We start from the raw sequence: 20639 nt of genomic DNA, 5'->3' as shown, positions 1-20639 counted from the left end.
TCAGCATGAGGAAAGAAAAGAGCGGACAGCGGAAAAACATAGAGAGCCTGCCGAGGCGACTCTATACGATCAAGGAGACGGCTGCCTTCTTTGGGGTCGAGGAGCATGTCCTGCGATACTGGGAGAAGGGAACCTCCCTCTCCCCGCGACGGATGCCGAGCGGCTCTCGTCGCTACTCCATCGATGACCTTAAGCTTATCGAGCGGATCTACTACTTGGTCGAGGTGCGGGGGATGACCCTGCAGGCCGCTGCAGAGCAGCTGGACCACCCTGACTTAGACATCGACCTCGAGGTGAGGGAGCGGCTGATGAAGGTGCGCGAGCGACTCACCGCACTGAGGGACCGAGTGGGGGAGACCTACGGCATCGGTCACGAGAGTGGAACCACTGAGAGCGTATCCCGTGATGAGTAAGGCAGAGATCGGCGTCGGGATGTATGTCCAGGTGCTGGGCTGTGGTGCGGCCAAGCCCTCACTTAGACACAACCCCTCTGCACAGGTGGTGCGACTGAGAGGCAATAAGGCCTTCCTCATCGACTGTGCTGAGGGGACTCAGCTGCAGATGATGCGCTACGGTGTGCCGATAGCGAGCCTGCACCGCATCTTTATCACCCACCTGCATGGCGATCACTGCCTCGGTTTGCCGGGGCTGATCAGCACGATGTCGCTGATGAGCTTTGATCACCCGATCCATATTTACGGACCGGTGGGCACGGCAGACTTTGTCGATCGGGTGGTTCGCTTCTTCACCGGAAAGAAGGGGGAGGAACGGTATGCAGACATCGAGGTGCACGAGTGTGCGCCCACCGGGCGGACGGTGATCTACGAGGATCGGTCGGTGACTGTCTCCTGCTTCCCGCTCAAGCACCGCGTCCCCTGTATCGGCTACCGCTTTGACGAGGCACCACTACTGCCGCACCTCGACCGGGAGGCGGCCGATCGGGCCGGGGTCCCAATGGCCTACTTCGGCAGCCTCAAGCAGGGGCGTGACTACGTCCGAGAGGATGGGTCAATCGTCCCGGCTGCCTCTGTCACCACACCGAGTCGACGCCCGCTCAGCTATGCCTACTGCTCCGACACGATCTACCGGGAGGCGACGGCGGACTATGTCCGCGGGGTCGACTTGCTCTACCATGAGGCGACCCTCGGTGAGGAATGGCGCGAACTCGCAAAGCTACGTGGTCACTCCACCGCCCGTCAGGCGGCCGAGGTGGCAAGGCTTGCCGGGGCGGGGCATCTCCTCCTCGGTCACTTCTCCTCCCGATACACGCCCGAGACCGAGGAGTCGATCCTCCTTGCGGAGGCGAAGGAGGTCTTCCCCCGCTCCCTCCTCGCTCACGAGGGGCAGCTCCTTGACTTGGAGCAATTGCGAGAGGAGTAGTAGGGCATAGGGGGTAAAAGCAAAAGCGGTCGGCAGCCACAGAAGGCTGTCGACCGCTTTGTCGTATGGTATAAGGTCTACTTACTCGATCTTGAAGTCATCGAGCATAACGTCCCAGGCTACTTCCTTGCCTACCTTGAGGGCAAAGAGGTTGCCACTGCCTGAAGTATTGACTTTGACTCCGGTCAGATCAAGCGTGATTGTGATCCACTTGCCGTTGGTATTGATGGAGCCGACGTACTGGTTGTTAGCAGCTACACCGATGGTTGTGTCACCTGTGACATCTCCCAGGTTAAAAGGCTTGTACGCCTTCCCGCCACTGTATACGTTTAGGGACAGGCTTTTGCTGGGAGCAGATCCCTTGAGCTTAAAGCTAATCTTCGTGGGGTTGGCTGCCTTGACCTCCACATTAGCTACAGTGAAAACGTAATCGTTATCAGTCGGGGTTCCCTTGATGTGGAGCACCTTGCCCTGGTCGGGATCGTCTGCCTGAGTGGCGTATTTCTTCAGTCCGAAGGTGTTGAGCGTGGCTTTGAAGGCAGCGAAGTCCTCGAAGTCAGCTCCAGGGAAGAGCGGGTTGCCGGTGGTGGGCTGCTCCGGCTCAGTACCGGGATCGGTGCCAGGATCCTCAGTGCCGGGATCAGTACCAGGATCCTCAGTGCTGGTTGCCTCCTTCACCTCCATCTTAGCAATCTGCCAGGCAGCAGCAGATGTGCTCGTGCTGACGTACTTGAAAGCGATGTGGATATTCTTCTTCCCTGCATAAGTCTTCAGGTCGGTCTTAGAGTCTTCGTAGGACCAGTTGTTCCCGGCGGGATAGGTCACAGTGAGTGGTGTCCAAGTGGCAGTAGAGGGGTCTCCAGCAGTGTAGTTGTCAGAGATCAGCACCTGCTGCTCGGAGGTCATATCACCGGCGTGGTTGATGGCATGGCTGATGAAAAGCTCGGGAGCCATAGCACCACTAAGGTCGAGAGCGGGAGAGATGAGCCAGTCCTCGTTGGGATTCTTAGCGCCACCTACGTAGCCGGACATCTTAGCGCCATTCTTATATGTGCTGTCATCGATACGCCAAGCCTGCTCGCCCGATACGCTGACTTCGGTGAAGGGGGCAATGCCGGCCGCTGACTTGAAGTCGTTGGTAAAAGGAAGCTTCTGTGCTGCAGCGGGGGTCGAAGGATCGTCCGGAGTAACGTCGCCGCCGTCTCCGGTGCCGCCGTCCTCGATACCACCGATGGAGCTGCCATCGGGATTGACCACCTTACCGTCCTTGGTCAGCTTGGCCTTGAAGGTGTAGGCGTACCCGCTATCCAGCTTGGTCGGTGCCTTATTCACTTTGTCCATGCTGAGGGTGTAGGTCTTGCCGCCCAGCGTCATGACGAAAGCAAAGGTGTTGTCCACAGCCTGAGGTACGATGTAGGAGCTAAAGGTGCCCTCTGCCTCCTTCATCAGGGTGATGTCGCCCTTTGTAGTGCCGGTGGTGAGCTCTCCGGTGAGGACATTCATCTTCACGTCAGTCACACCGCCCTTGTAGAGTACGGAGGAGAGGTCACTGAGACTGAGACCCTCCCCGGCAGTGAGGACGATCTTTACCTGAGCGAGCTTGTGCTTAAAGGTGAAGGGGAGCTTAGGATTGGCGGCGGTGCCACTCTGGGTGGCAAAGAGGACCGGCTGATCGCTTCCCTTGCTGATGATGTAGGATGCCTTGCCCTCGGAGATGGTGCTTGCGTAGGGATAGTAGGCGGCAAAGGTCACCTGAGAATTGTCGCTCGGGAGGAGGAGCTTTGTCCCCTGGTCGGCAAAGTTGGTGGTGCTGCCTGCTGATGTCGCCTTGTAAGCGACGTTGGTGGTGGCGGCCTCAGCCTTGGTGACATTTGAGATACCGATCATCTCGGTCCCCTCCCAGCTGGTCCCGTTCACCACGCGGGTGACGGGACCGGCGGTGAACTGTGCCACCTTGGCTCCGTCCTGTGGTGTCTGGTCAGGCGCCAGCCCCCTCTCCTGCTGACAGCCGGCGAGGGCCAGTGCCATCAGGGCGATAGAGCAGAGCGCAGATGTGTAAGTCTTTCTCATCTTAATGCTTTGATTGATTAGTGATTGGGTCTATTGTTTTTTTCCTTTCTGCTCAAAGATACCATAATCCTATTACTCTCTTGTTACATATGAACATATGGCTCTATCATTAGGTTGATGTGTGCGAAACGGACCAGTAGCACACACATCCTCAAGGATACTTATGGAGAGAGCACCCTGCCGAGAGCTCGAGGGGCAGCCCCCTTGAGATATTTGATAGATTGCTGTAAAGCTCTTATGCGTCCGCGCTGAGTCGGGCGCGGTCAAAGGAGAAAAGGGTATATTTGCGAGACAAGATGAATCGAACCGCTTACCGAAGAATTGTTTTTTTCATGAAGCTATCCCATATCCTACTTGGCGCGGTTGCTGGCGCCTTTGTGGCAAGCACTACACCGGTCATTTCGCAAGTGAAGGGTGACCAACTTACTCTGCAGAACATCAATAAGGGGGGCTACTACCCTCGCAGTGCTGGTAGTGGCTTCCGCTCGCTCTGCGGTGCCGGCAGCTCCTACACGGTGATCAGCCCGGACCACAAGCGGGTGGTGCGCTATTCCTATGCGACGGGGAAGGAGGAGGCGGTGCTCTTTGACACCGCTAAGGCGAGGGAGTGCCCCTTTGAGACCTTTGACGACTATATCATCAGCGACAATGGCTTCCATATGATCATCCTCAGGGAGACGACACCGATCTACCGACGGAGCCGCTCCTACACTGCGTACCACTACGATGTGCGGCGCAATATGATCTCCCCGCTCAGTGAGACAAAGGGACAGGTGCGGATCCCCACCTTCTCCCCCGATGGCAAGATGTGCGCCTACGTGATAGACAATGACCTGTACATAAAGAAATTTGACTACGACACCGAGGTGAGGGTGACGACGGACGGGAAGTACAATCACGTGATGAATGGGGTCACCGACTGGGTCTACGAGGAGGAGCTTTACCTGACCAGTCTGCTGAGCTGGAGCCCGGACAGTAAGTACCTCTCTTACGCCAAGACCGATGAGAGCGCCGTGAAGATGATCGGCATGACGATGTACGGCAAGGGCAACTACCCCTTTATCTACGCCTATAAGTATCCCAAGGCGGGCGAGCAAAACTCGAAGGTCTCCCTCTGGCTCTACGAGGTGGACAATAGGCGCAACGTGCCGATCATGGAGAAGGAGCTGGGCGAGGAGGAGCTCTATATCCCGAGACTTGGCTTTGAGGGCGAGCAGCTGTATGTCTTTACCCTCAATAGAAATCAGAATGACCTCCGCATCTATCGGGTCAACCCCGGCAGCCGTATCGCCCGACTCTGGCTGCAGGATAAGGACGACAAGTACATCGATGAGCATGCAGAGGTGCTGCAGATGCAGATCACGCCCACAGCGGCCTACCTCGTCAGCGAGCGGGACGGTCGCCCGAGGGTCTACAAGTATACCCCTGAGGGCAATCTCGTCGGGCAACTGACAGATGAGGATGCCGATGTGGAGGAGCTCTATGGCGTCTCTCCCTCAGGGGAGGTGTACTACCAGCTCGCTTCGCCCACGCCGATGGATCGGGTTGTGGTGGCGAGAGATGCCAAGGGTCGCACCCGCCTGCTCTCTCCTGATACGGGGTCGAGCGATGTCACCTTTAGCGACGATATGAGCTACTACCTGCTGAGCCACTCCTCCACTACCGAGGTGCCTCGCTACACCATCCACCGGACCAAGGACGGGAAGGAGCTTCGGGTGCTGGAGGACAACGCCGCACTTGCTCAGCGGATCTCCCGGCTGAGCTATGGTAAGAGGGAGTTTATCACCCTCGAGACGAAGAGTGGACAGCGGCTCAATGGCTGGATCATGCGCCCGACAGACTACAGAGAGGGGGTGCGCTACCCGGTCGTGATGACGCAGTACAGCGGTCCCGGGTCTCAGTCCGCACTCAATCACTTCTCTTTTGGCTGGGAGGAATATCTCACCACCCAGGGCTTCGTCGTCGCCTGCATTGATGGGCGCGGTACAGGAGGTCGAGGCAGTGACTTCGAGAAGTGCACCTACCTCCGTATGGGCTACTTGGAGAGTCAGGATCAGATAGAGGCAGCGCATGCACTCGCCAAGCTGCCTTATGTCGATGGCGACCGGATCGGGATCTTTGGCTGGAGCTTTGGCGGGTATAATGTCCTGATGACGATGGCGCGTGGCAAGGGGACCTTCCGTGCCGGTGTTGCTGTCGCTCCGCCCTATGACTGGCGCCTCTATGACACCATATATACTGAGCGGTATATGCGTACCCCTCAGGAGAACCCTAAGGGCTATGAGCAGACCTCTGTTGCAACTTATATCAATGGGATGGAGGGCGCGCTGCTGATCTGTCACGGCACAGCGGATGATAACGTCCACTTCCAGAATACGATGCACCTCGTCCCCGCCCTTGTGGAGGCTGACAAGGACTTCCGAATGCTGGTCTATCCGGACAAGAACCATGGGATCTATGGTGGCAATACCCGCAACCACCTTTACCGCCAGATCACCAATCACTTCATCACCTATCTCCGTCCATGATGAGAGACGAGCCTCGTAAGCCGGCCTGGCTGAAGATCGACCTCAGCAGTACCGACAGCTACAGCCACACCTCCCATACCATCACTGCGGGCGGACTGCATACGATCTGCGCCAGTGGCAAGTGCCCCAATCGGGCAGAGTGCTGGAGTCACGGTACAGCCACCTTTATGATAGGAGGAAACTACTGCACCCGGCGCTGTCGCTTCTGCGCTACCGCCTATATGAGTAAGCCACCGGCACTCAGCCCTGATGAGCCCGAGTCTGTGGCCCGGAGTGTCCGTGAGATGGGGCTCCGCTATGCGGTCATCACCTCGGTGGACCGAGATGATCTGGAGGATAGTGGAGCGACACACTGGGCGGAGACGATCCGTGCCATCCGTCGGCTCTCACCGGAGACGAAGATCGAGGTACTGATACCGGACTTCAGGTGGGATATGAGCGCCGTCGACACAGTCCTCAAGGCAGGCCCCGATGTAGTGGGGCATAATGTGGAAACGGTCCGTCGCCTGACCCCGCACGTCCGCTACCGGGCGACCTACGATGGTAGCCTTGCTGTGCTGAGACACATAGCTGAGCAGGGCTTCATCGCCAAGACCGGCATTATGCTTGGGCTCGGTGAGACAGAGGAGGAGGTGCTGGAGACGATGCGCGACTGCTTTGATGTAGGCGTGCAGACGATGACCATCGGGCAGTACCTTCGTCCCACGCGCCAGCATATCCCAGTCGTGGAGTACATCCATCCCGACCGCTTCCGGGCTTATGCCGAGGAGGGTAGGGCGATCGGTCTCAAGCATGTGGAGAGTGGGCCGCTGGTCCGCTCCTCGTACCATGCCGCCGATCAATTTGATACCGCTAAGAATTTCCTTGACCTGAGGGATCTGGCTACTCGTCGCACCCAGGTGAAAGGAGAAGATAAATAGTCCAATCGATATATATATGAATACTTTCGCCAAGATACTTCGTCCTGTCCTTGTCGCTTCGCTTGCCACCTTCCTCACCACCGGCTGCGGGCTACTGCGTCAGACTACCCAAGAGTATGGGGATGAGACTGCAACTGAGGTGACGGACCACCACTATGTGATGCTGATCGGATCCCTCGGAAGCACGCCTGAGGAGGGGGAGATACAGAGCTTTACCCTTCACCCGATCACTATGGCTACGGAGCATACCGGTACGGTCTCTGCTGCATCGCCCTCCTTTATGGTGCTCGGGAAGGATCGCCGCACACTCTTTGTGACCAACGAGACAGATCGCGAGTCAACGCTCTCCTCCTTCAGGCTCGACCCCAGCAGCGGTGAGCTGAGCCTCATCAGCAAGACCTACACGATCGGAGAAGGACCCACCTATGTGGCTACCAACGGCTCCTATGTAGTGTCGGCCAACTATGCAGGAGGGAGTATCAGTCTCACGGAGAGCGACAGCAAGGGTATGCTGGCACCGGTGGACTGGCATATTCAGATAGGGGACAAGGGCGTCTCTCACCCCCACTCGGCTTACTTTACCTCGGATGGCTCTCAGCTCTTTGCGACTGACCTTGGATTAGACAAGATCCTGCACTTCGGCATCCATACCGATACACCACCGATCACCCTTGATGCCAATCAGATCACGCTCCCCAAGGGCTCTGGTCCCCGACACATCATCCTTAGCAAAAACGATAAGTTTGCCTACGTCGTCTGCGAATTCACTCCTCAGGTCTTTGTCTACCGCAATGAAGATGGGGTACTGACCGAGATCCAGCGCATATCCACTCATCGCACGGGGAAGAGTGGGGGACACATTGCCCTCAGCCACGATGGTCGCTTCCTCTACACCAGCCATCGGGATGGAGGACAAGATGCGATCATCGCCTTCCGTGTGGATAAGCAGAGTGGGCGACTCACTTACCTCTCGACCACTCCGACTGGACGTCATCCTCGTCACTTCGCGATCAGCCCCGACGACCGCTACCTCGCTGTTGCTCAGAGGGACGACTCTCTGGTGAGCTTCTATAAGCGGGACCGAAGGAGTGGAGACCTAACTCCGATGAAGAAGGCGATCCGAACCGATCGTCCGGTTTTCCTCCTCTGGGAAAGCTTTGACAACTGATCCCTTATGCCCTCTGATACCAAGGAGGTGAAGGAGAAGAGCCGGGCTCGGCTCCTCTGGCGGCTCTGTAGCTCTTTCTTTGTCATCGGTGGCTTTACCTTCGGTGGCGGATATGCGATGATCGAGATGATCCGCGAGACGGTGGTGGAGAAGTATCACTGGCTCGAGGATGAGGAGTTTATCGACTTGCTGGCACTGACTCAGTCGCTGCCTGGGGTCTTTGCAGTCAATATATCCATATTTATTGGCATGCGACTAGCGGGTCCGATAGGAGCGGTACTTGCAGGTATTGCGACGACGTTGCCGAGCTTCCTCATTATGCTGACGATCGCCATCTTTGCCGTCTCCTATCGAGACAACCCTACTGTTGATGCGATCTTTAATGGCATTCGCCCTGCGGTGGTCGCGCTGATCGTGGCTCCGGTGGTGAAGCTCTGGCGGGGACTTCGACTTCCCTACTACTGGCTCTGGATCCCGATCACCTCAGCGCTGCTGATCTGGCTCGGTGGGGTCAGCCCCGTTGTGGTCATCATCGTGGGTGCACTGGGGGGATGGTTTTACTCTGTCGTGCTGCGCAAGTCGGTACGGCACACAGGTGAGCCGAATAAGGGATGATCTACCTACAGCTTATCTGGGTCTACCTCAAGATTGGTCTTCTTGGCTTCGGTGGAGGGTATGCCATGCTGCCACTGATCCAGGAGGAGGTGGTGGACCATTACCACTGGCTGACGATGCAGGAATTCACCGACATCGTAGCTATCTCGCAGGTGACACCGGGTCCGATCGGGATCAATAGCGCCACTTATATTGGCTATACCGTCACCGGGGGGAGTGTGCTCGGCTCAGTTGCGGCCACGCTAGCGGTGATGTTTCCCTCCTTTGTCCTCTGCTTCCTCATCAGTCGCGCCTACAGGCGCTTCATCGACAATAAGCATGTACAGGGACTCTTTGTCGGCATCAGACCAGTGACGGCGGGTCTCATCGCCTCAGCTGCTCTGCTCCTGATGACCCCGGACAACTTCATTGACGTCTGGAGCATCGTCCTCTTCCTCGCCTGCCTCGTCTGTATGCTCAAGCGGTGGGTCCATCCCATCCTGCTGATGATCCTCTCCGGGCTGGCGGGGTATCTCATTTATATATAAGAGAAAAGGCTTCTGCAACAGCAGAAGCCTTTTCTCTTAGTTCACCGCTGTGCTTATTTGCTACCAAAGCGACCGATGAGCTTCAGTGCAGTGACGGCTGCCTCGATGCCCTTATTGCCGTGCTTGCCACCGGAGCGGTCAGTCGCCTGCTCCATGGTATTGGTAGTGAGGACACCGAAGATGATCGGCACGTCAATGGTGTCGGCATTGAGTTTACCGAGATTGACGGCAACCGCTTGACTCAGGTAGTCGAAGTGGGGCGTCTCACCCTGGACAATGCAGCCGATTGCGAGGATCGCATCAAGCTCCTCTGTCTGGAGCATTCGGTTGCAGCCGTAGATGAGCTCGAAGCTTCCGGGCACATACTCCACGAGGATATCTTCCTCTTGTACGCCATACTCCTTGAGCGTGTCGATCGCGCCCTGTGCCATACTATTGGTGACCTGATCATTCCACTCCGAGACGACGAGAGCGACTCGCTTACCTGTTGCGTCGGGAATGGTCGTGGGGTCGTAGTTGCTGAGATTGGTTGTAGACATTTTATTTTATATACTCTTTGGTTTTACTCAAATCTTAGGACCTGCGCCGGGTGGATCTTGCCGATTACCCGTGTGGGGATCAGCACCAGGAGCAGAATGGCAATGATGATGATGAGATTCGTGAAGATGAGAGTCTCCCAGCGGATCTCCATCGGTACATAGGCGGTGTAGTACTGTGAGGGGTCGAGCTTTAGTGGCTTCCAGGTCATTTGTATGCCGGCAAGGAGCAGCGCAAGGGCATTACCCCACAGCACCCCTCGCCCCAGCACGAATGCAGATATGTGGAGGAAGACCCTCCTCAGCGACCTATCCGACTGACCGAGCGTCTTTAGGAGAGCTATGGCGCGCACCTTCTCCAGCACAAGGACGATGATGCCGGTGATCATCGTGATGCCGGCGACGACGATCATAAGCGCAAGGATCATATAGACATTTGCGTCCAAGAGACTGAGCCAGCTGAAGATCCCGGGGTAGAGCTCCTCTGAGGTGAACATAGTGTATCGCTCCTGATACTGCCCGTTGCGGGTCGCTAAGTAGTCAAAGCAACGATCGAAGACGGTCCCCACCTGCTTATGGTCGGTTAGGTGGATCTGCACACCACCCACTTGGTTGTCGCTGAAGCCAGCGACGGACCGAACCAGCCGAATATCGCCTACCAGCAGTGCTTGATCGTACTCCTCAAATCCGGTGTAGAATAGTCCGGCCACTGTGAGACGTCGTACCTTGAAGCTCTCCCCGTCCGTAAAGTAGGAGAGGCAACGGTCGCCCACCTTAAGGTCAAAAAGCCGTGCCAGCGTTGTTGACATCAGCACCTCCTCATCCGACTCACCCCTAAAGCCCGGGATCTCTCCCTCCACCATATACTTTGCGAAGAAGTCGGCATTAAAGAGTGAGTCCACACCGTGGAAGGCGACTGCACGGAAGGTGGAGTCGACCTTAATCAGGCTCATCTCTTCGGCAAAAGTATAGACAGCCGCCTTGGGGTCATGGCTCCGGGCGATCGCCGTCAGGCTGTCGGTCAGTCCCTCTGGGAGATCCAGCGGTACAGTGTATCTATTGAATGTATTGTCGGGGTTGGAGATCTTCACACTGCCGATAAAGCCATCAATCTTGCTCCGTATCTCCTGCTTGAAGCCGTCAATGACGAAGAAAGAGATCAGGATCAGCAGGATCCCCAAGGCGATCCCTATGGTTGAGACCTTCACCACCGGTCGTAGCCGGGGCTTCTCACTCTCGCTGTAGAGGAATTTCCGCGCAATACTTCGCTCCAAGCTCATAACTTAGTACTCATAACTCAGCACGCCACCCTGTCTCAGCATCTCGTGAGAGATCCTGTGGCGCTTGAGAGGCTTGCCATTGAAGCGGATCCCCTTGACATAGCTCTTCGCATCCCGAGGAGCCCCCTCAATCACCAAGCGGTCGGAGCCATACCAAGTCGGGTCGAGCCGAATTGTGATCCGGTCAAAGGTGGGTGCCGTCAGGGCATACTCAGGTACACCGGGTACATCGGGGTAGAGACCCATCATGGAGAAGACTGCCCAAGCGGACATCGTCCCGGTATCGTCATTCCCCGGGATCCCGTCCGGAGCCGTGTGGAAGTGCTTCGCCAGCAATTCGCTAACTAAGTGCTGTGTCCTCCACTCCTCGCCACTGAAGTAGGTGAAGAGGTAGGGATAGGCAATGTCCGGCTCATTGGAGGGGTCATAGTGCCCATCGTCAAAGACGCTCTGCAGGTGACGGACAAAGGCTTTTTGCCCGCCATGGAGACGAACTAGCCCGGGGATGTCGTGGGGGACGAAGAAAGCGTAATTCCAGGCGCAGCCTTCGTGAAATCCGGGATTGGGCTCAAAGTTCTTCCCCAGCTCAGGGTCGTAGGGCGATAGGAAAGAGCCGTCGGGTAACTTAGGTCGAAGCGTCTTTGTCTCCGGATCAAAGTAGTGTCTGTAGCCGAGACTCTGCTTGTAGAAGCGCTCCGCCTCCTCCTTGTGCCCGAGTGAGTCAGCGAGGATGCTCAGTGCATGGTCCGCCACGTAGTATTCGAGCGCATGGGAGACAGAGTTGTCGTACTTCCCTCGCAGAGGCACATAGCCGAGTCGGAGGTAGTCATCGTTGTCACTCCTCAGGAGATTTGCCACACTCGGCAGGGTGGCAGACTTAAGCATCGCCTCATAAGCGGTCTCTATGTCGTAGCCTCTCAGCCCCTTGAGCCACGTGTCGACGATCACCGGGATGGCGGGGTCCCCCTCCATTGTAAGCGTCTCACGACCGATCAGCTCCCAGCGAGGTAGCCAGCCCCCCTCGCGGTACATATCAATCATCGACCGAACCATATCGAGCTGCCGCTCCGGATATGCCAGGGTCATCAGCTGATGGACGTTGCGGTAGGTGTCCCAGAGAGAGAAGATAGTATACCGGTCGTGTGCCGTCTGTCCCACGCTGTCGCTCTCCATAGTCGGGTACTGACCATTGACATCCTGAAGGATGCTTGGCTGGATCATCGTGTGGTAGAGCGCTGTGTAGAAGACCCTTCGCTGCTCCTCAGTACCGCCCTCTACGATGATGTGACTCAGCTCCCTCTCCCAGATTGAGGAGGCACGCTCCCGAAGTTGAGCAAAAGAGAGTTTCGCCGTCTCCGTCTCCATATTTTGCCATGCGTTCTCAGTGCTGACGAAAGAGACGGCAAGTCGGACTTCGATCATCTCCCCCTCACTTGTCTCATAGGTGAAGTAAGCACCTATGTCGTCTCCGGCAATCTCCCGCCCATACTTCGTGTAGACTTTATACCTACCGGCGTGTTGGTCCCACTCCGCCTCGGCAGTCATCGGGCGCTGATGCTTCCACCAGCCTGTTTGCTTCGGTGTTTTGGACACACGGAGGGCAAAGTAGATCGGATAGACCGCTTGGGGAACATCGTAGCAGAAGTTCCCCAGCAGCTTCATCCCCTCGATCTCAGTCTCGCTCTTTCGCCTAAGGAAAGCCCCCGACTCATTCGTCAGACCTTCACCGAGATTGAGCAGAAGGTGACTCTCCCCGGCAGGGAAGGTGAAGCGGCTCACTCCGGTCCTAAGAGTGGAGGTAAGCTCGGCAGAGATGCCGTAGCGATCGAGCCGGACGGCATAGTACCCAGGCTCGGCACGCTCCTTGCTGTAGGCGGTCCCATACTTGTGGTAGTCCGGCTCCAGCAGTCCAGTTGTCGCCATCAGCAGGAGGGAGCTCATATCCGGGCAGCCCACGCCACTTAGATTGACGTGCGCAAAGCCGGTGAGGAAGGAGTTGGTCCACTCGTATGGTGTACTCCACCAGCGACTATCTTTGTCAAAGGTATTGCTGTCCGAGCCCATGACATTGAAGGGGGTGACAGACATAATCCCCCACGGGCACCGGGCACCGGGGTTGGTGGTGCCAAAGTTGGTGGTCCCGATGAAGGGATCCACGTACTCCACAAGGCGCTCCTGCCCGTGGGCAAGAGCGCAAAGGAGGGAGAGTAGGGTGGTAGCGAGTACCGCGACACTCTTATGCATAGATAGAGGCAATCAGTCGTCCGAAGAGCTTCGTCATACGGTCCGAGGCTGCATCAGCTGCCCGGATCACATCATTCTCATCATTAACGTACTCGGGGTCGTTATTGAAGCACTCGTTGGTGATGCAGGACATCCCGAAAACGTGCATTCCACAATGCCGGGCCACGATTACTTCCGGTACTGTGCTCATACCGATGGCGTCCCCTCCGATGAGGGATAGCATACGGCACTCGGCAGGCGTCTCGTAGGAGGGACCTGTCCAGCCGACATAGACCCCTCTCTGGAGTGAGATCCCCAGCTCACCTGAGAGTCTCTCAGCCTCGTGGATCAGCCCGCGGTCGTAGGGGCGAGTCATATCCGAGAAGCGGGGACCAAAGGCATCAATATTGGGCCCGATCAGAGGATTGGGTAGCCAATTGATGTGATCTGTGATGACCATAAGGTCGCCCACATGGAATGAAGTATTGAGTCCGCCTGCAGCATTGGACACAAAGAGGTACTCAATGCTTAAGAGGTGGAAGACCCGCACGTGGAAGGTGACCTTATCCATCGGATAGCCCTCGTAGTAATGAAAGCGCCCCTGCATAGCGATCACCGGAGCACCGTCCAGCGTACCTATGATCAGATTGCCCTTGTGTCCCACCGCCGTGCTGACGGGGAAGTTTGGGATATCCTTGTAGGGGATTACCTTAGCATTCTCTATGCGGTCGGCGAGCTTCCCGAGCCCGCTTCCCAGCGTAATCGCCACTTTTGTCCCCTCCGGTACCAGTGGACGGAGGTAATCGGCGGCTGCCTGATAGTCTTGTAGATTCATCTCTTGAGTAATAAATGATTATACTGCTACACCGCTGCGACGGAAGAGCTCCTTGGACACTTCCTCAAAGCGCTCCCTGATCTCTCTCTCTCCCGGTATGATGCGGTGTCTCATCAGCACCTTCCCGTTGATGATCGTCGTGTCGATGACGTCTCCATTGGTAGCGTAGACGAGGTTGGAGATCAAGCTGTGTGTGGGCGTCATGTCAAGTCGGGAGAGGTCGACAAGACAGACATCGGCAAGATAGCCCTCCTCAATGCGACCACTCTCCAAGCGAAGGATCTCCGCCCCAATGCGAGTAGCGCTGTCGAAGAGGTCTCCCGCCTTATTCACCGTCGGGTCTCCGCTCCAGCTCTTTCCCATAAAGGAGGCGCACTTCATCGCCGTGATCATATCAAGGTTATTCGAGCTTGAGACGCCATCCGTCCCCAGTCCCACCCGGACACCCCGGCGGCGCAACTCTTCGTATCTAAATTGGCTCCCCGAGGCGAGCTTCATATTCGAGGCAGGATTATGCACCACGCTACAGCCGTGATCAGCCAGCATACGGATCTCCTCGCTGTCAAGCCATAGTCCGTGAGCCAATACAAGGTTGTCCGACAGCACTCCGATCTGATCAAGGAAGCGAACCGGTGTCGTCCCGTACTTCTCGCAGCAATCGCGCCACTCGGTGTAGGTCTCCGAGAGGTGGAGGTGCACGAGGAGTCCATTGGCCTTGGCAAAGTCAGATCCATACTTGAGCTGCTCAGCCGATACCGTGTAGATGGCGTGAGGACCGACCGATAGCTGCACCCTGTCGGAGAAGGTGCTGAAGAGCCTGAGGTACTCCTCCAGCCGTTTCCGGTCCAGTGCCGCCCGCTCCTCATCCCATCGGTCAAAGAGGGTGTAGGAGAGGTTGGCTCGCAGGCCGCTTTCCTCCACTGCACGAGCCGTTCCCTCGGGTAGGGTGTACATGTCGAGGAAGGCGGTGGTGCCACTCTTGATCATCTCGAGGGTGGCCACACGGGCACCCCAGTAGATGTCTTCCTCTGTGAGGTGAGCTTCCACGGGCCAGATCATATTATTGAGCCAGTCCATCAGGTTGAGGTCGTCACCATAGCCACGGAAGAAGGTCATCGCCGAGTGGGTGTGACCATTCACGAAGCCCGGTATGATAGCCAGCCCGTCCCCCTCGATCAGGTCAGCCTCCGGATAGTCAGCCGGGGAGACGGAGCCGATCTTGGAGATCCGACTCCCCTCGATCAGTACATCTGCCCTCCGATGGTCATCGGAGGGCAGGAGTACATTTTGGATCAGTAGTGAGGACATAGATTACTTGTGACCGAAACGGGCGTAAAACTCCGCCACTGTCTCAATGCCGTTGAAGAAGTTGGTCAACGGGAAATTCTCATTCGGTGAGTGGATGCCGTCAGACCCAAGACCAAAGCCCATAAGGATGGTCTTCGTCTGGAGGATCCGCTCAAAGAGGATCACCACGCCAATACTACCACCACTATGATAGGCGATGGGGCGCTTACCCCACACTGCCTCGAAGGCATCCTCTGCAACCTTGTAGGCAGGCAGGTCGGTCGGGCAATTGTAGGCATCAGTACCGCTCAGGTTCGTCACCTTGACACGCACGGTATCCGGAGCGAGCTCCTTGATATAGGGCTCAAAGGCAGCAATGATATTATCCTTATCCTGATTGGCTACAAGTCGGGTAGAGATCTTGGCGGTCGCCTTGGCGGGGATGATCGTCTTTGCGCCCTCACCGGTGTATCCACCGTAGATGCCGCAGACATCCAGGGCGGGTCTCCAGCTATTGCGCTCATAGGTGACGTAGCCCTCCTCGCCCTGTACGCCGGGCACGCCGATCGCATCTGAGTAGGACTTGTCGTTGTAGGGGATCTGTGCTACCTGCTTGTGATCCTCCTCAGTCATATCGATCACGTCGTCGTAGAATCCCGGGATCGTCACCTTGCCCTTCTCGTCGTGGAGCTTGGAGATGATCTTTCCCAGCTCATTGATCGGATTGGCGACGGCACCGCCATAGTGACCGGAGTGGAGGTCGTGGCTCGGACCACTCACCTCTACCTCCCAGTAGCACATACCTCTCAGTCCGGTAGTGATCGATGGCACCTCGTTACTTACCATATCGGTGTCGCTGACTAAGATGACGTCACAGGCAAGGAGATCTTTATGCTTCTTCAGGAAGCTCTCCATATTGATCGATCCGATCTCCTCCTCTCCCTCGAGGAGTACCTTGACGTTGCACTTCACCAGACCTAGCTCGAGGGCAGTCCGCAGTCCCTGTACCTGTGTGGAGGACTGTCCCTTGCAGTCATCCGATCCACGGGCTACGATCAGACCATCCTTGATTACCGGCTCGAAGGGATCCGGCTGATTCCACTCATCGAGCGGCTCTGCCGGCATCACATCATAGTGTCCGTAGACGAGTACCGTGGGTGCCTCCTCGCTATACTTCTTCTCTGCAAAGACTGCAGGGTGTCCTCCCGTCGGCAGGATCTCTGCGCGATCCATGCCGATGCTCTTGAGGATCTCGCTCCAGCGCTCGGCGCAGCGTACCATATCCTCCTTGTGGGATGACTGTGAGCTGACGGAGGGGATGCGGATGAGTGAGAATAGATCCTCAAGGAAGGCATCCTTATGCTCCTCGACAAACTTCTTGATTTCCGGATTAGTGGCCATAGTGGTTTACGTTGTACTCGGCTCGGGAGATCGTAGCACAGCCGAGGGGTGTCTATATATAAGTGTAGGTGCTATGGGATCTCCAAGGAGTAGCGACATAATGGGTCATCGACCGTCGCTCTCCGCCGCACCTGTCTTCAAATTTACCCTTTTCCTCCTTTCCTCACAAATATTTGTCCCGGAATATTAGGTAATCTCCTCCCGATTATGTGAGAAAATGTGCTAATTTTGTGACACATATCAACCACCAATTAGACAAGATTATGATCCCTTCCCACTTACGTACGCTTCTGCTTTCTATCTCAGTGCTCCCGCTGCTGACCGTCTCGCCCCGTCTCTTCGCTCAGAGCCCGTCGGACCAGTATGAGTGTCTCTACCGGTATCACTATAGCGGTCCGATGACTTCCTCTGAGGATGGGGAGAGCGGGATGGATGTTATGGTAGCCATTATGAGTGCTCAGGAGCAGCATAACGAGAGTCTCCCTCAGAAGCTCTCCACGCTGGTGATGCTCCGGATGGGAGACCAGCGTAGCTACTGTCGAGACTATACCGCTTATCGCGTGGACTCCCTGATGGCTGAGACTACCCGTCCGGACAGTCTCCTGCAGAGTCTGCAGATGGCAGCGGTGGACAATCTCTTCTACTTCGACCCCTGTGTCACTATGGATCTGGGGCGTGGAGAGATGACACTTATGGAGACGATCCCACTCTCCTACTACACCTACACCGAGCCGATGATGTCGATCGACTGGACCCTCTCAGAGGAGACTAAGGAGGTGTGTGGCTATAGCTGCAAGACCGCCACGGGTAGCTATGGCGGACGGACCTGGGTTGTGCGGTACGCTCCCGGGATCCCCTCGGCCTTTGGTCCATGGAAACTCCACGGATTGCCCGGTCTGATCCTCGAGGCAGAGGATACCGAGGGAATGCATCACTTCACGGCGGTTCGCTTTGCTAAGGCAACAACTCCGCTACCGGAGCCGGACCGCTCCATGGCGATCCGGACTAACCGTCAGGATTTCATCAAGGCAAAGTCGCGTCAGACTGAGATCCCTATGGACGGCATCACCGAGATGACTGTCAGGAGTAATGACGATGGACAGAGAGTCGTTATGATCAATGGCTTTACACTTCGACCCCTTGTCTCCAAGACCCAGCCACTGGAGCTGAAGTGATGAGACTCCGTCGCTACTTCCTCTCGCTCCTACTTCTCCTTTGCCCTCTCTCGCTTCTTGCTCAGGAATATAAGCTCTCCGGTCGAGTGACCGGTAGTGAGAGCGAGGCGGTGGTGGGTGCCCGAGTGACGCTGAGCCACGAGGGGCAGATCCTCGCTTTTGCCTTTACTCGCAAGGGGGGTAATTTCACCCTCACATCCGATCGCAGTTACCCGAGGATGACGCTCTCTCTCAGTCATCTCTCGTACGAGACGGATAGCATCTCGCTGACACCCGATCGACACGAGGTGACGCTCCGTCTCTCTCCGCGTGTCTCACAGTTGCAGGAGGTGACGGTGGAGGCCTACCCGATCATTGAGCGGTCGGATACGCTCACCTATCTCCTCCGCTCCTTTACGGAAGCAGGGGACTACACCCTGGAGGATGCGATCAAGCGTTTGCCGGGGGTGGAGGTGGATCCCAAGGGACAGATCAGCTATCTCGGTAAGGCGATCAGCCACTTCTATATCGAGGGAATGGATCTCCTCGGCGGACAGTACCACAAGGCGACACGAAACTTGGATGCCAAGAAGGTAGCCTCAGTGGATGTGATGAGGCACCATCAGGATCGGAAGATAGATAAGGACGTGCCGACGAATGACGTGGCGTTGAATGTCCGACTCGAGAAGGATGCGAAGAGCCGCCCCATCTGGTCGGGGAATGGGGCGATCGGCTATGGGGGTAGGGTGCGGTACGACGGCTCGCTCTCGTCGATGCTCTTCGCCCACTCTATGCAGTATATGGCACTGCTATCTGGAGGCAATCAGACGGAGCGTGCTCGCGATGATGCACTCAACCTAATCGTGAGAGGAGACTCGCCTACCGCTCTTGCGGAGCGGGTGATTGGCGAGGCCTCTGCATCTGCGCCGCCGATCGATCGGGAGCTCTACATCAGTCCCCTTGACCTCTCCGTATCCGGATCGGTCCTCCGTGCCCTATCAGATGATAGGCAGCTCCGTGTGCAGGCACGCTATGGTCGCAGCTCTACCGGCTATGGGTATGCGATAGAGAGGCGCTTCGCTGACGGGACAGTGATCAGTGAGGAGAGCAATCCAACTGCTCTCGTCCATCTGCCGGGCGTGGAGATCGAGTATCGGGACAATCAGGAGGGATACTACCTCAGTAATAGCTTTGTCCTTGACGGAAAGGTTTCTGATGATCAACTGCCAACCCTGCTCGGCGGGGGCGGATCCCACTTTGTGCAAAAGCAGTCTCGCGGTCTATCTCTCCTCGATGAGATCGCCTACAGCCGCCGTCGCGGGACCCAAAACCACCGAGTGGAGGGGCGGGTGAGTCTAGTGACGATTCCGGATCAGTGGCTGGGTATTGGCTCAGCCGATGAGGTCTCGCTCCGACAATATGCCCAGGGGGGATCCGTCGGTGCTGGAGCTACCTATACGCTCAGTGAGACAAGGGGGGCGCATAGGCTCTTCGGCACCTTTGGGCTGACCTACTCTGGAGACCATGTGGAGACCTGTCAGGAGCGGGAGGGTGCCGAGCGCACCGCACTAAATGACCTCGATGTGAGCACCACCTCCCTCGGGCTGTCAACCGGCTACACTTATACTCGTCCGCGTGGACTTCGCTGCGTTTTAAATGCCAAGCTGGCACTCTCGGGTGACTACCTCTCGCTGCGCAATAGCGGGGACCGACCTATCAAGCTCTCTCGTCCGCTCTTTACCATTAACCCCTCTCTTTCGGCAGACTTTGCTTTGAGTCCCTTTTCCGAGGTCAGCCTTGGCGCCAATTACAGCAGCGGCTATGGTGGTGCTGCCTCCTTCCTCTCCGCTCCGATCCGTACCGGACTGACGGAGACCACCACCGGTTCGGGGACACTCTCAGAGAGCTCTATGATCAGTGTGACGGGGGACTACCGCTTCAGCCAGCCGATGAGGATGTGGTTTGTCCGGCTCAGCGGGGGCTACACCCGGATCCGGAGCAATACCCTCGCGACTCAGACGATAGGGGAGGACATGATCGGCACCGGTGCGCTGCAGACGGATAACACCTCGCACCTCTACAATAGCGACCTCACGGTGACGAAGCGCTTCCACGCCTATAAGACTGCCCTTCGGTTCTATACCGGAGTTTCCCGCGCTGAATATCGGGTGATGCAAAATGAGGTGCTCCTCCCCTACAGCTCCACCACTATGTATGTCTCGCCGGAGCTCTCTACCACGCCGATCCGAGGACTGGAGCTCTCCTACGGGTACAACCTAAGTCGCACGATGATGAGCTACGGAGGCACCTCCGCTCAGCCGGTCGTCTCCTACAGCCATCGCGCCGGTGTGAGTGTGCCGCTACTGTGGGGGGTGATCTGGAGGACAAACTGCCGAGTCACTACATTCACCGCATTTGAGGGACCGGATCGGACCTTCCCTCAGCTCAGTACCGCGCTCTCCTATCGTCAGAAGTCTCTCTCGGTCGATCTCCGGGTGCTCAACCTACTCAACCACCAGTCCTACCGCTACCTCACCTTCGACACCGTGAATAGGTACGCCTACCGGTACGACCTCCGTCCGAGGACCATCCTCCTATCTCTGCAGCTCTCCCTCTGACATGCGGACATACAGGTGTAGTAGACCTCCTGAGCGCTAAGCAACCTTCTTCACCGACTTGTGGAAGAAGTCCATACAGAAGAAAAGGATTAGTAGC

The 20639-nt window shown here is 56.8% G+C and carries 16 protein-coding genes; 9 read left to right on the top strand and 7 right to left on the bottom strand.

The features are described from left to right. The first annotated feature begins 5 nt into the window (after positions 1-5). Together AC1EKE_RS02170 and AC1EKE_RS02165 are read left to right on the top strand one after the other, a co-directional pair. Positions 6-413 carry a MerR family transcriptional regulator gene (locus tag AC1EKE_RS02170; protein WP_480307920.1) on the top strand — a complete coding sequence of 136 codons (408 nt, stop codon included), beginning with the start codon at positions 6-8 and terminating at the stop codon, positions 411-413. Then, positions 406-1380, top strand: a complete 975-nt coding sequence (locus AC1EKE_RS02165; RefSeq protein WP_480307918.1) for a ribonuclease Z — start codon at positions 406-408, stop codon at positions 1378-1380. The genes AC1EKE_RS02170 and AC1EKE_RS02165 overlap by 8 nt, the downstream gene beginning before the upstream one ends. Positions 1381-1461: 81 nt before the next feature. On the opposite strand, the gene AC1EKE_RS02160 is transcribed toward AC1EKE_RS02165, so the two are convergent. Next, positions 1462-3450, bottom strand: coding sequence for a fimbrillin family protein (locus AC1EKE_RS02160; RefSeq protein ID WP_480307916.1), 1989 nt, complete (start codon positions 3448-3450; stop codon positions 1462-1464). 332 nt (positions 3451-3782) lie between these two features. Between AC1EKE_RS02160 and AC1EKE_RS02155 the strand changes: the two genes are divergently transcribed. Genes AC1EKE_RS02155 through AC1EKE_RS02135 form a run of 5 tightly spaced genes read left to right on the top strand, consistent with a single transcriptional unit; the run spans position 3783 to position 9208 of the window. Then, positions 3783-5978 carry a S9 family peptidase gene (locus AC1EKE_RS02155; RefSeq protein WP_480307914.1) on the top strand — a complete coding sequence of 732 codons (2196 nt, stop codon included), beginning with the start codon at positions 3783-3785 and terminating at the stop codon, positions 5976-5978. After that, positions 5978-6898, top strand: a complete 921-nt coding sequence (gene lipA, locus AC1EKE_RS02150; protein WP_480308000.1) for a lipoyl synthase — start codon at positions 5978-5980, stop codon at positions 6896-6898. Before AC1EKE_RS02155 ends, lipA begins: the two co-directional genes overlap by 1 nt. 16 nt (positions 6899-6914) lie before the next feature. Next, the gene (locus tag AC1EKE_RS02145; RefSeq protein WP_480307912.1) at positions 6915-8066 is read left to right on the top strand and encodes a lactonase family protein; all 1152 of its coding nucleotides are present in this window, start codon (positions 6915-6917) and stop codon (positions 8064-8066) included. Positions 8067-8072: 6 nt separating this feature from the next. Then, a complete protein-coding gene (locus AC1EKE_RS02140; RefSeq protein WP_480307910.1) occupies positions 8073-8681 on the top strand; it encodes a chromate transporter in 609 nt (202 codons plus the stop codon). Beyond that, positions 8678-9208 carry a chromate transporter gene (locus tag AC1EKE_RS02135; protein WP_296158694.1) on the top strand — a complete coding sequence of 177 codons (531 nt, stop codon included), beginning with the start codon at positions 8678-8680 and terminating at the stop codon, positions 9206-9208. The genes AC1EKE_RS02140 and AC1EKE_RS02135 overlap by 4 nt, the downstream gene beginning before the upstream one ends. Before the next feature lie 53 nt (positions 9209-9261). On the opposite strand, the gene ribH is transcribed toward AC1EKE_RS02135, so the two are convergent. From ribH to AC1EKE_RS02105, 6 genes are read right to left on the bottom strand one after another with little or no spacing between them, the layout of a single operon-like run. Continuing rightward, positions 9262-9747, bottom strand: a complete 486-nt coding sequence (gene ribH, locus AC1EKE_RS02130) for a 6,7-dimethyl-8-ribityllumazine synthase (RefSeq protein ID WP_480307908.1) — start codon at positions 9745-9747, stop codon at positions 9262-9264. Positions 9748-9770: 23 nt separating this feature from the next. Next, the gene (locus AC1EKE_RS02125) at positions 9771-11024 is read right to left on the bottom strand and encodes an ABC transporter permease (RefSeq protein ID WP_480307906.1); all 1254 of its coding nucleotides are present in this window, start codon (positions 11022-11024) and stop codon (positions 9771-9773) included. Between the two features lie 3 nt (positions 11025-11027). Next, a complete protein-coding gene (locus tag AC1EKE_RS02120; RefSeq protein ID WP_480307905.1) occupies positions 11028-13268 on the bottom strand; it encodes a GH92 family glycosyl hydrolase in 2241 nt (746 codons plus the stop codon). Continuing rightward, positions 13261-14082, bottom strand: a complete 822-nt coding sequence (locus tag AC1EKE_RS02115; RefSeq protein WP_480307903.1) for a purine nucleoside phosphorylase I, inosine and guanosine-specific — start codon at positions 14080-14082, stop codon at positions 13261-13263. Before AC1EKE_RS02115 ends, AC1EKE_RS02120 begins: the two co-directional genes overlap by 8 nt. Positions 14083-14100: 18 nt before the next feature. Next, positions 14101-15390 carry an amidohydrolase gene (locus tag AC1EKE_RS02110; protein ID WP_480307901.1) on the bottom strand — a complete coding sequence of 430 codons (1290 nt, stop codon included), beginning with the start codon at positions 15388-15390 and terminating at the stop codon, positions 14101-14103. A 3-nt stretch (positions 15391-15393) separates the two neighbouring features. Next, on the bottom strand, positions 15394-16770 hold the full coding sequence (locus tag AC1EKE_RS02105) for a dipeptidase (RefSeq protein ID WP_480307899.1): 1377 nt from the start codon (positions 16768-16770) through the stop codon (positions 15394-15396). A 263-nt stretch (positions 16771-17033) separates the two neighbouring features. On the opposite strand from AC1EKE_RS02105, the gene AC1EKE_RS02100 reads away from it, so the two are divergent. After that, entirely contained in the window at positions 17034-17945 is a 912-nt protein-coding gene (locus AC1EKE_RS02100; protein WP_480307897.1) for a GLPGLI family protein, read from the top strand. After that, positions 17945-20542 carry a hypothetical protein gene (locus AC1EKE_RS02095; RefSeq protein ID WP_480307895.1) on the top strand — a complete coding sequence of 866 codons (2598 nt, stop codon included), beginning with the start codon at positions 17945-17947 and terminating at the stop codon, positions 20540-20542. Before AC1EKE_RS02100 ends, AC1EKE_RS02095 begins: the two co-directional genes overlap by 1 nt. The last annotated feature ends 97 nt before the right edge of the window (positions 20543-20639 follow it).

Source organism: Porphyromonas sp. C0041D3, from assembly GCF_056590575.1.
The sequence above is the reverse complement of the archived record's forward strand: the minus strand, read 5'-3'. Positions and strand labels throughout refer to the sequence as shown.

Coding starts and splice junctions, on each gene's coding strand:
- AC1EKE_RS02170 (WP_480307920.1), top strand. CDS start 6: ATGAGGAAAGAAAAGAGCGGACAGCGGAAAAACATAGAGAGCCTGCCG.
- AC1EKE_RS02165 (WP_480307918.1), top strand. CDS start 406: ATGAGTAAGGCAGAGATCGGCGTCGGGATGTATGTCCAGGTGCTGGGC.
- AC1EKE_RS02160 (WP_480307916.1), bottom strand. CDS start 3,450: ATGAGAAAGACTTACACATCTGCGCTCTGCTCTATCGCCCTGATGGCA.
- AC1EKE_RS02155 (WP_480307914.1), top strand. CDS start 3,783: ATGAAGCTATCCCATATCCTACTTGGCGCGGTTGCTGGCGCCTTTGTG.
- lipA (WP_480308000.1), top strand. CDS start 5,978: ATGAGAGACGAGCCTCGTAAGCCGGCCTGGCTGAAGATCGACCTCAGC.
- AC1EKE_RS02145 (WP_480307912.1), top strand. CDS start 6,915: ATGAATACTTTCGCCAAGATACTTCGTCCTGTCCTTGTCGCTTCGCTT.
- AC1EKE_RS02140 (WP_480307910.1), top strand. CDS start 8,073: ATGCCCTCTGATACCAAGGAGGTGAAGGAGAAGAGCCGGGCTCGGCTC.
- AC1EKE_RS02135 (WP_296158694.1), top strand. CDS start 8,678: ATGATCTACCTACAGCTTATCTGGGTCTACCTCAAGATTGGTCTTCTT.
- ribH (WP_480307908.1), bottom strand. CDS start 9,747: ATGTCTACAACCAATCTCAGCAACTACGACCCCACGACCATTCCCGAC.
- AC1EKE_RS02125 (WP_480307906.1), bottom strand. CDS start 11,024: ATGAGCTTGGAGCGAAGTATTGCGCGGAAATTCCTCTACAGCGAGAGT.
- AC1EKE_RS02120 (WP_480307905.1), bottom strand. CDS start 13,268: ATGCATAAGAGTGTCGCGGTACTCGCTACCACCCTACTCTCCCTCCTT.
- AC1EKE_RS02115 (WP_480307903.1), bottom strand. CDS start 14,082: ATGAATCTACAAGACTATCAGGCAGCCGCCGATTACCTCCGTCCACTG.
- AC1EKE_RS02110 (WP_480307901.1), bottom strand. CDS start 15,390: ATGTCCTCACTACTGATCCAAAATGTACTCCTGCCCTCCGATGACCAT.
- AC1EKE_RS02105 (WP_480307899.1), bottom strand. CDS start 16,770: ATGGCCACTAATCCGGAAATCAAGAAGTTTGTCGAGGAGCATAAGGAT.
- AC1EKE_RS02100 (WP_480307897.1), top strand. CDS start 17,034: ATGATCCCTTCCCACTTACGTACGCTTCTGCTTTCTATCTCAGTGCTC.
- AC1EKE_RS02095 (WP_480307895.1), top strand. CDS start 17,945: ATGAGACTCCGTCGCTACTTCCTCTCGCTCCTACTTCTCCTTTGCCCT.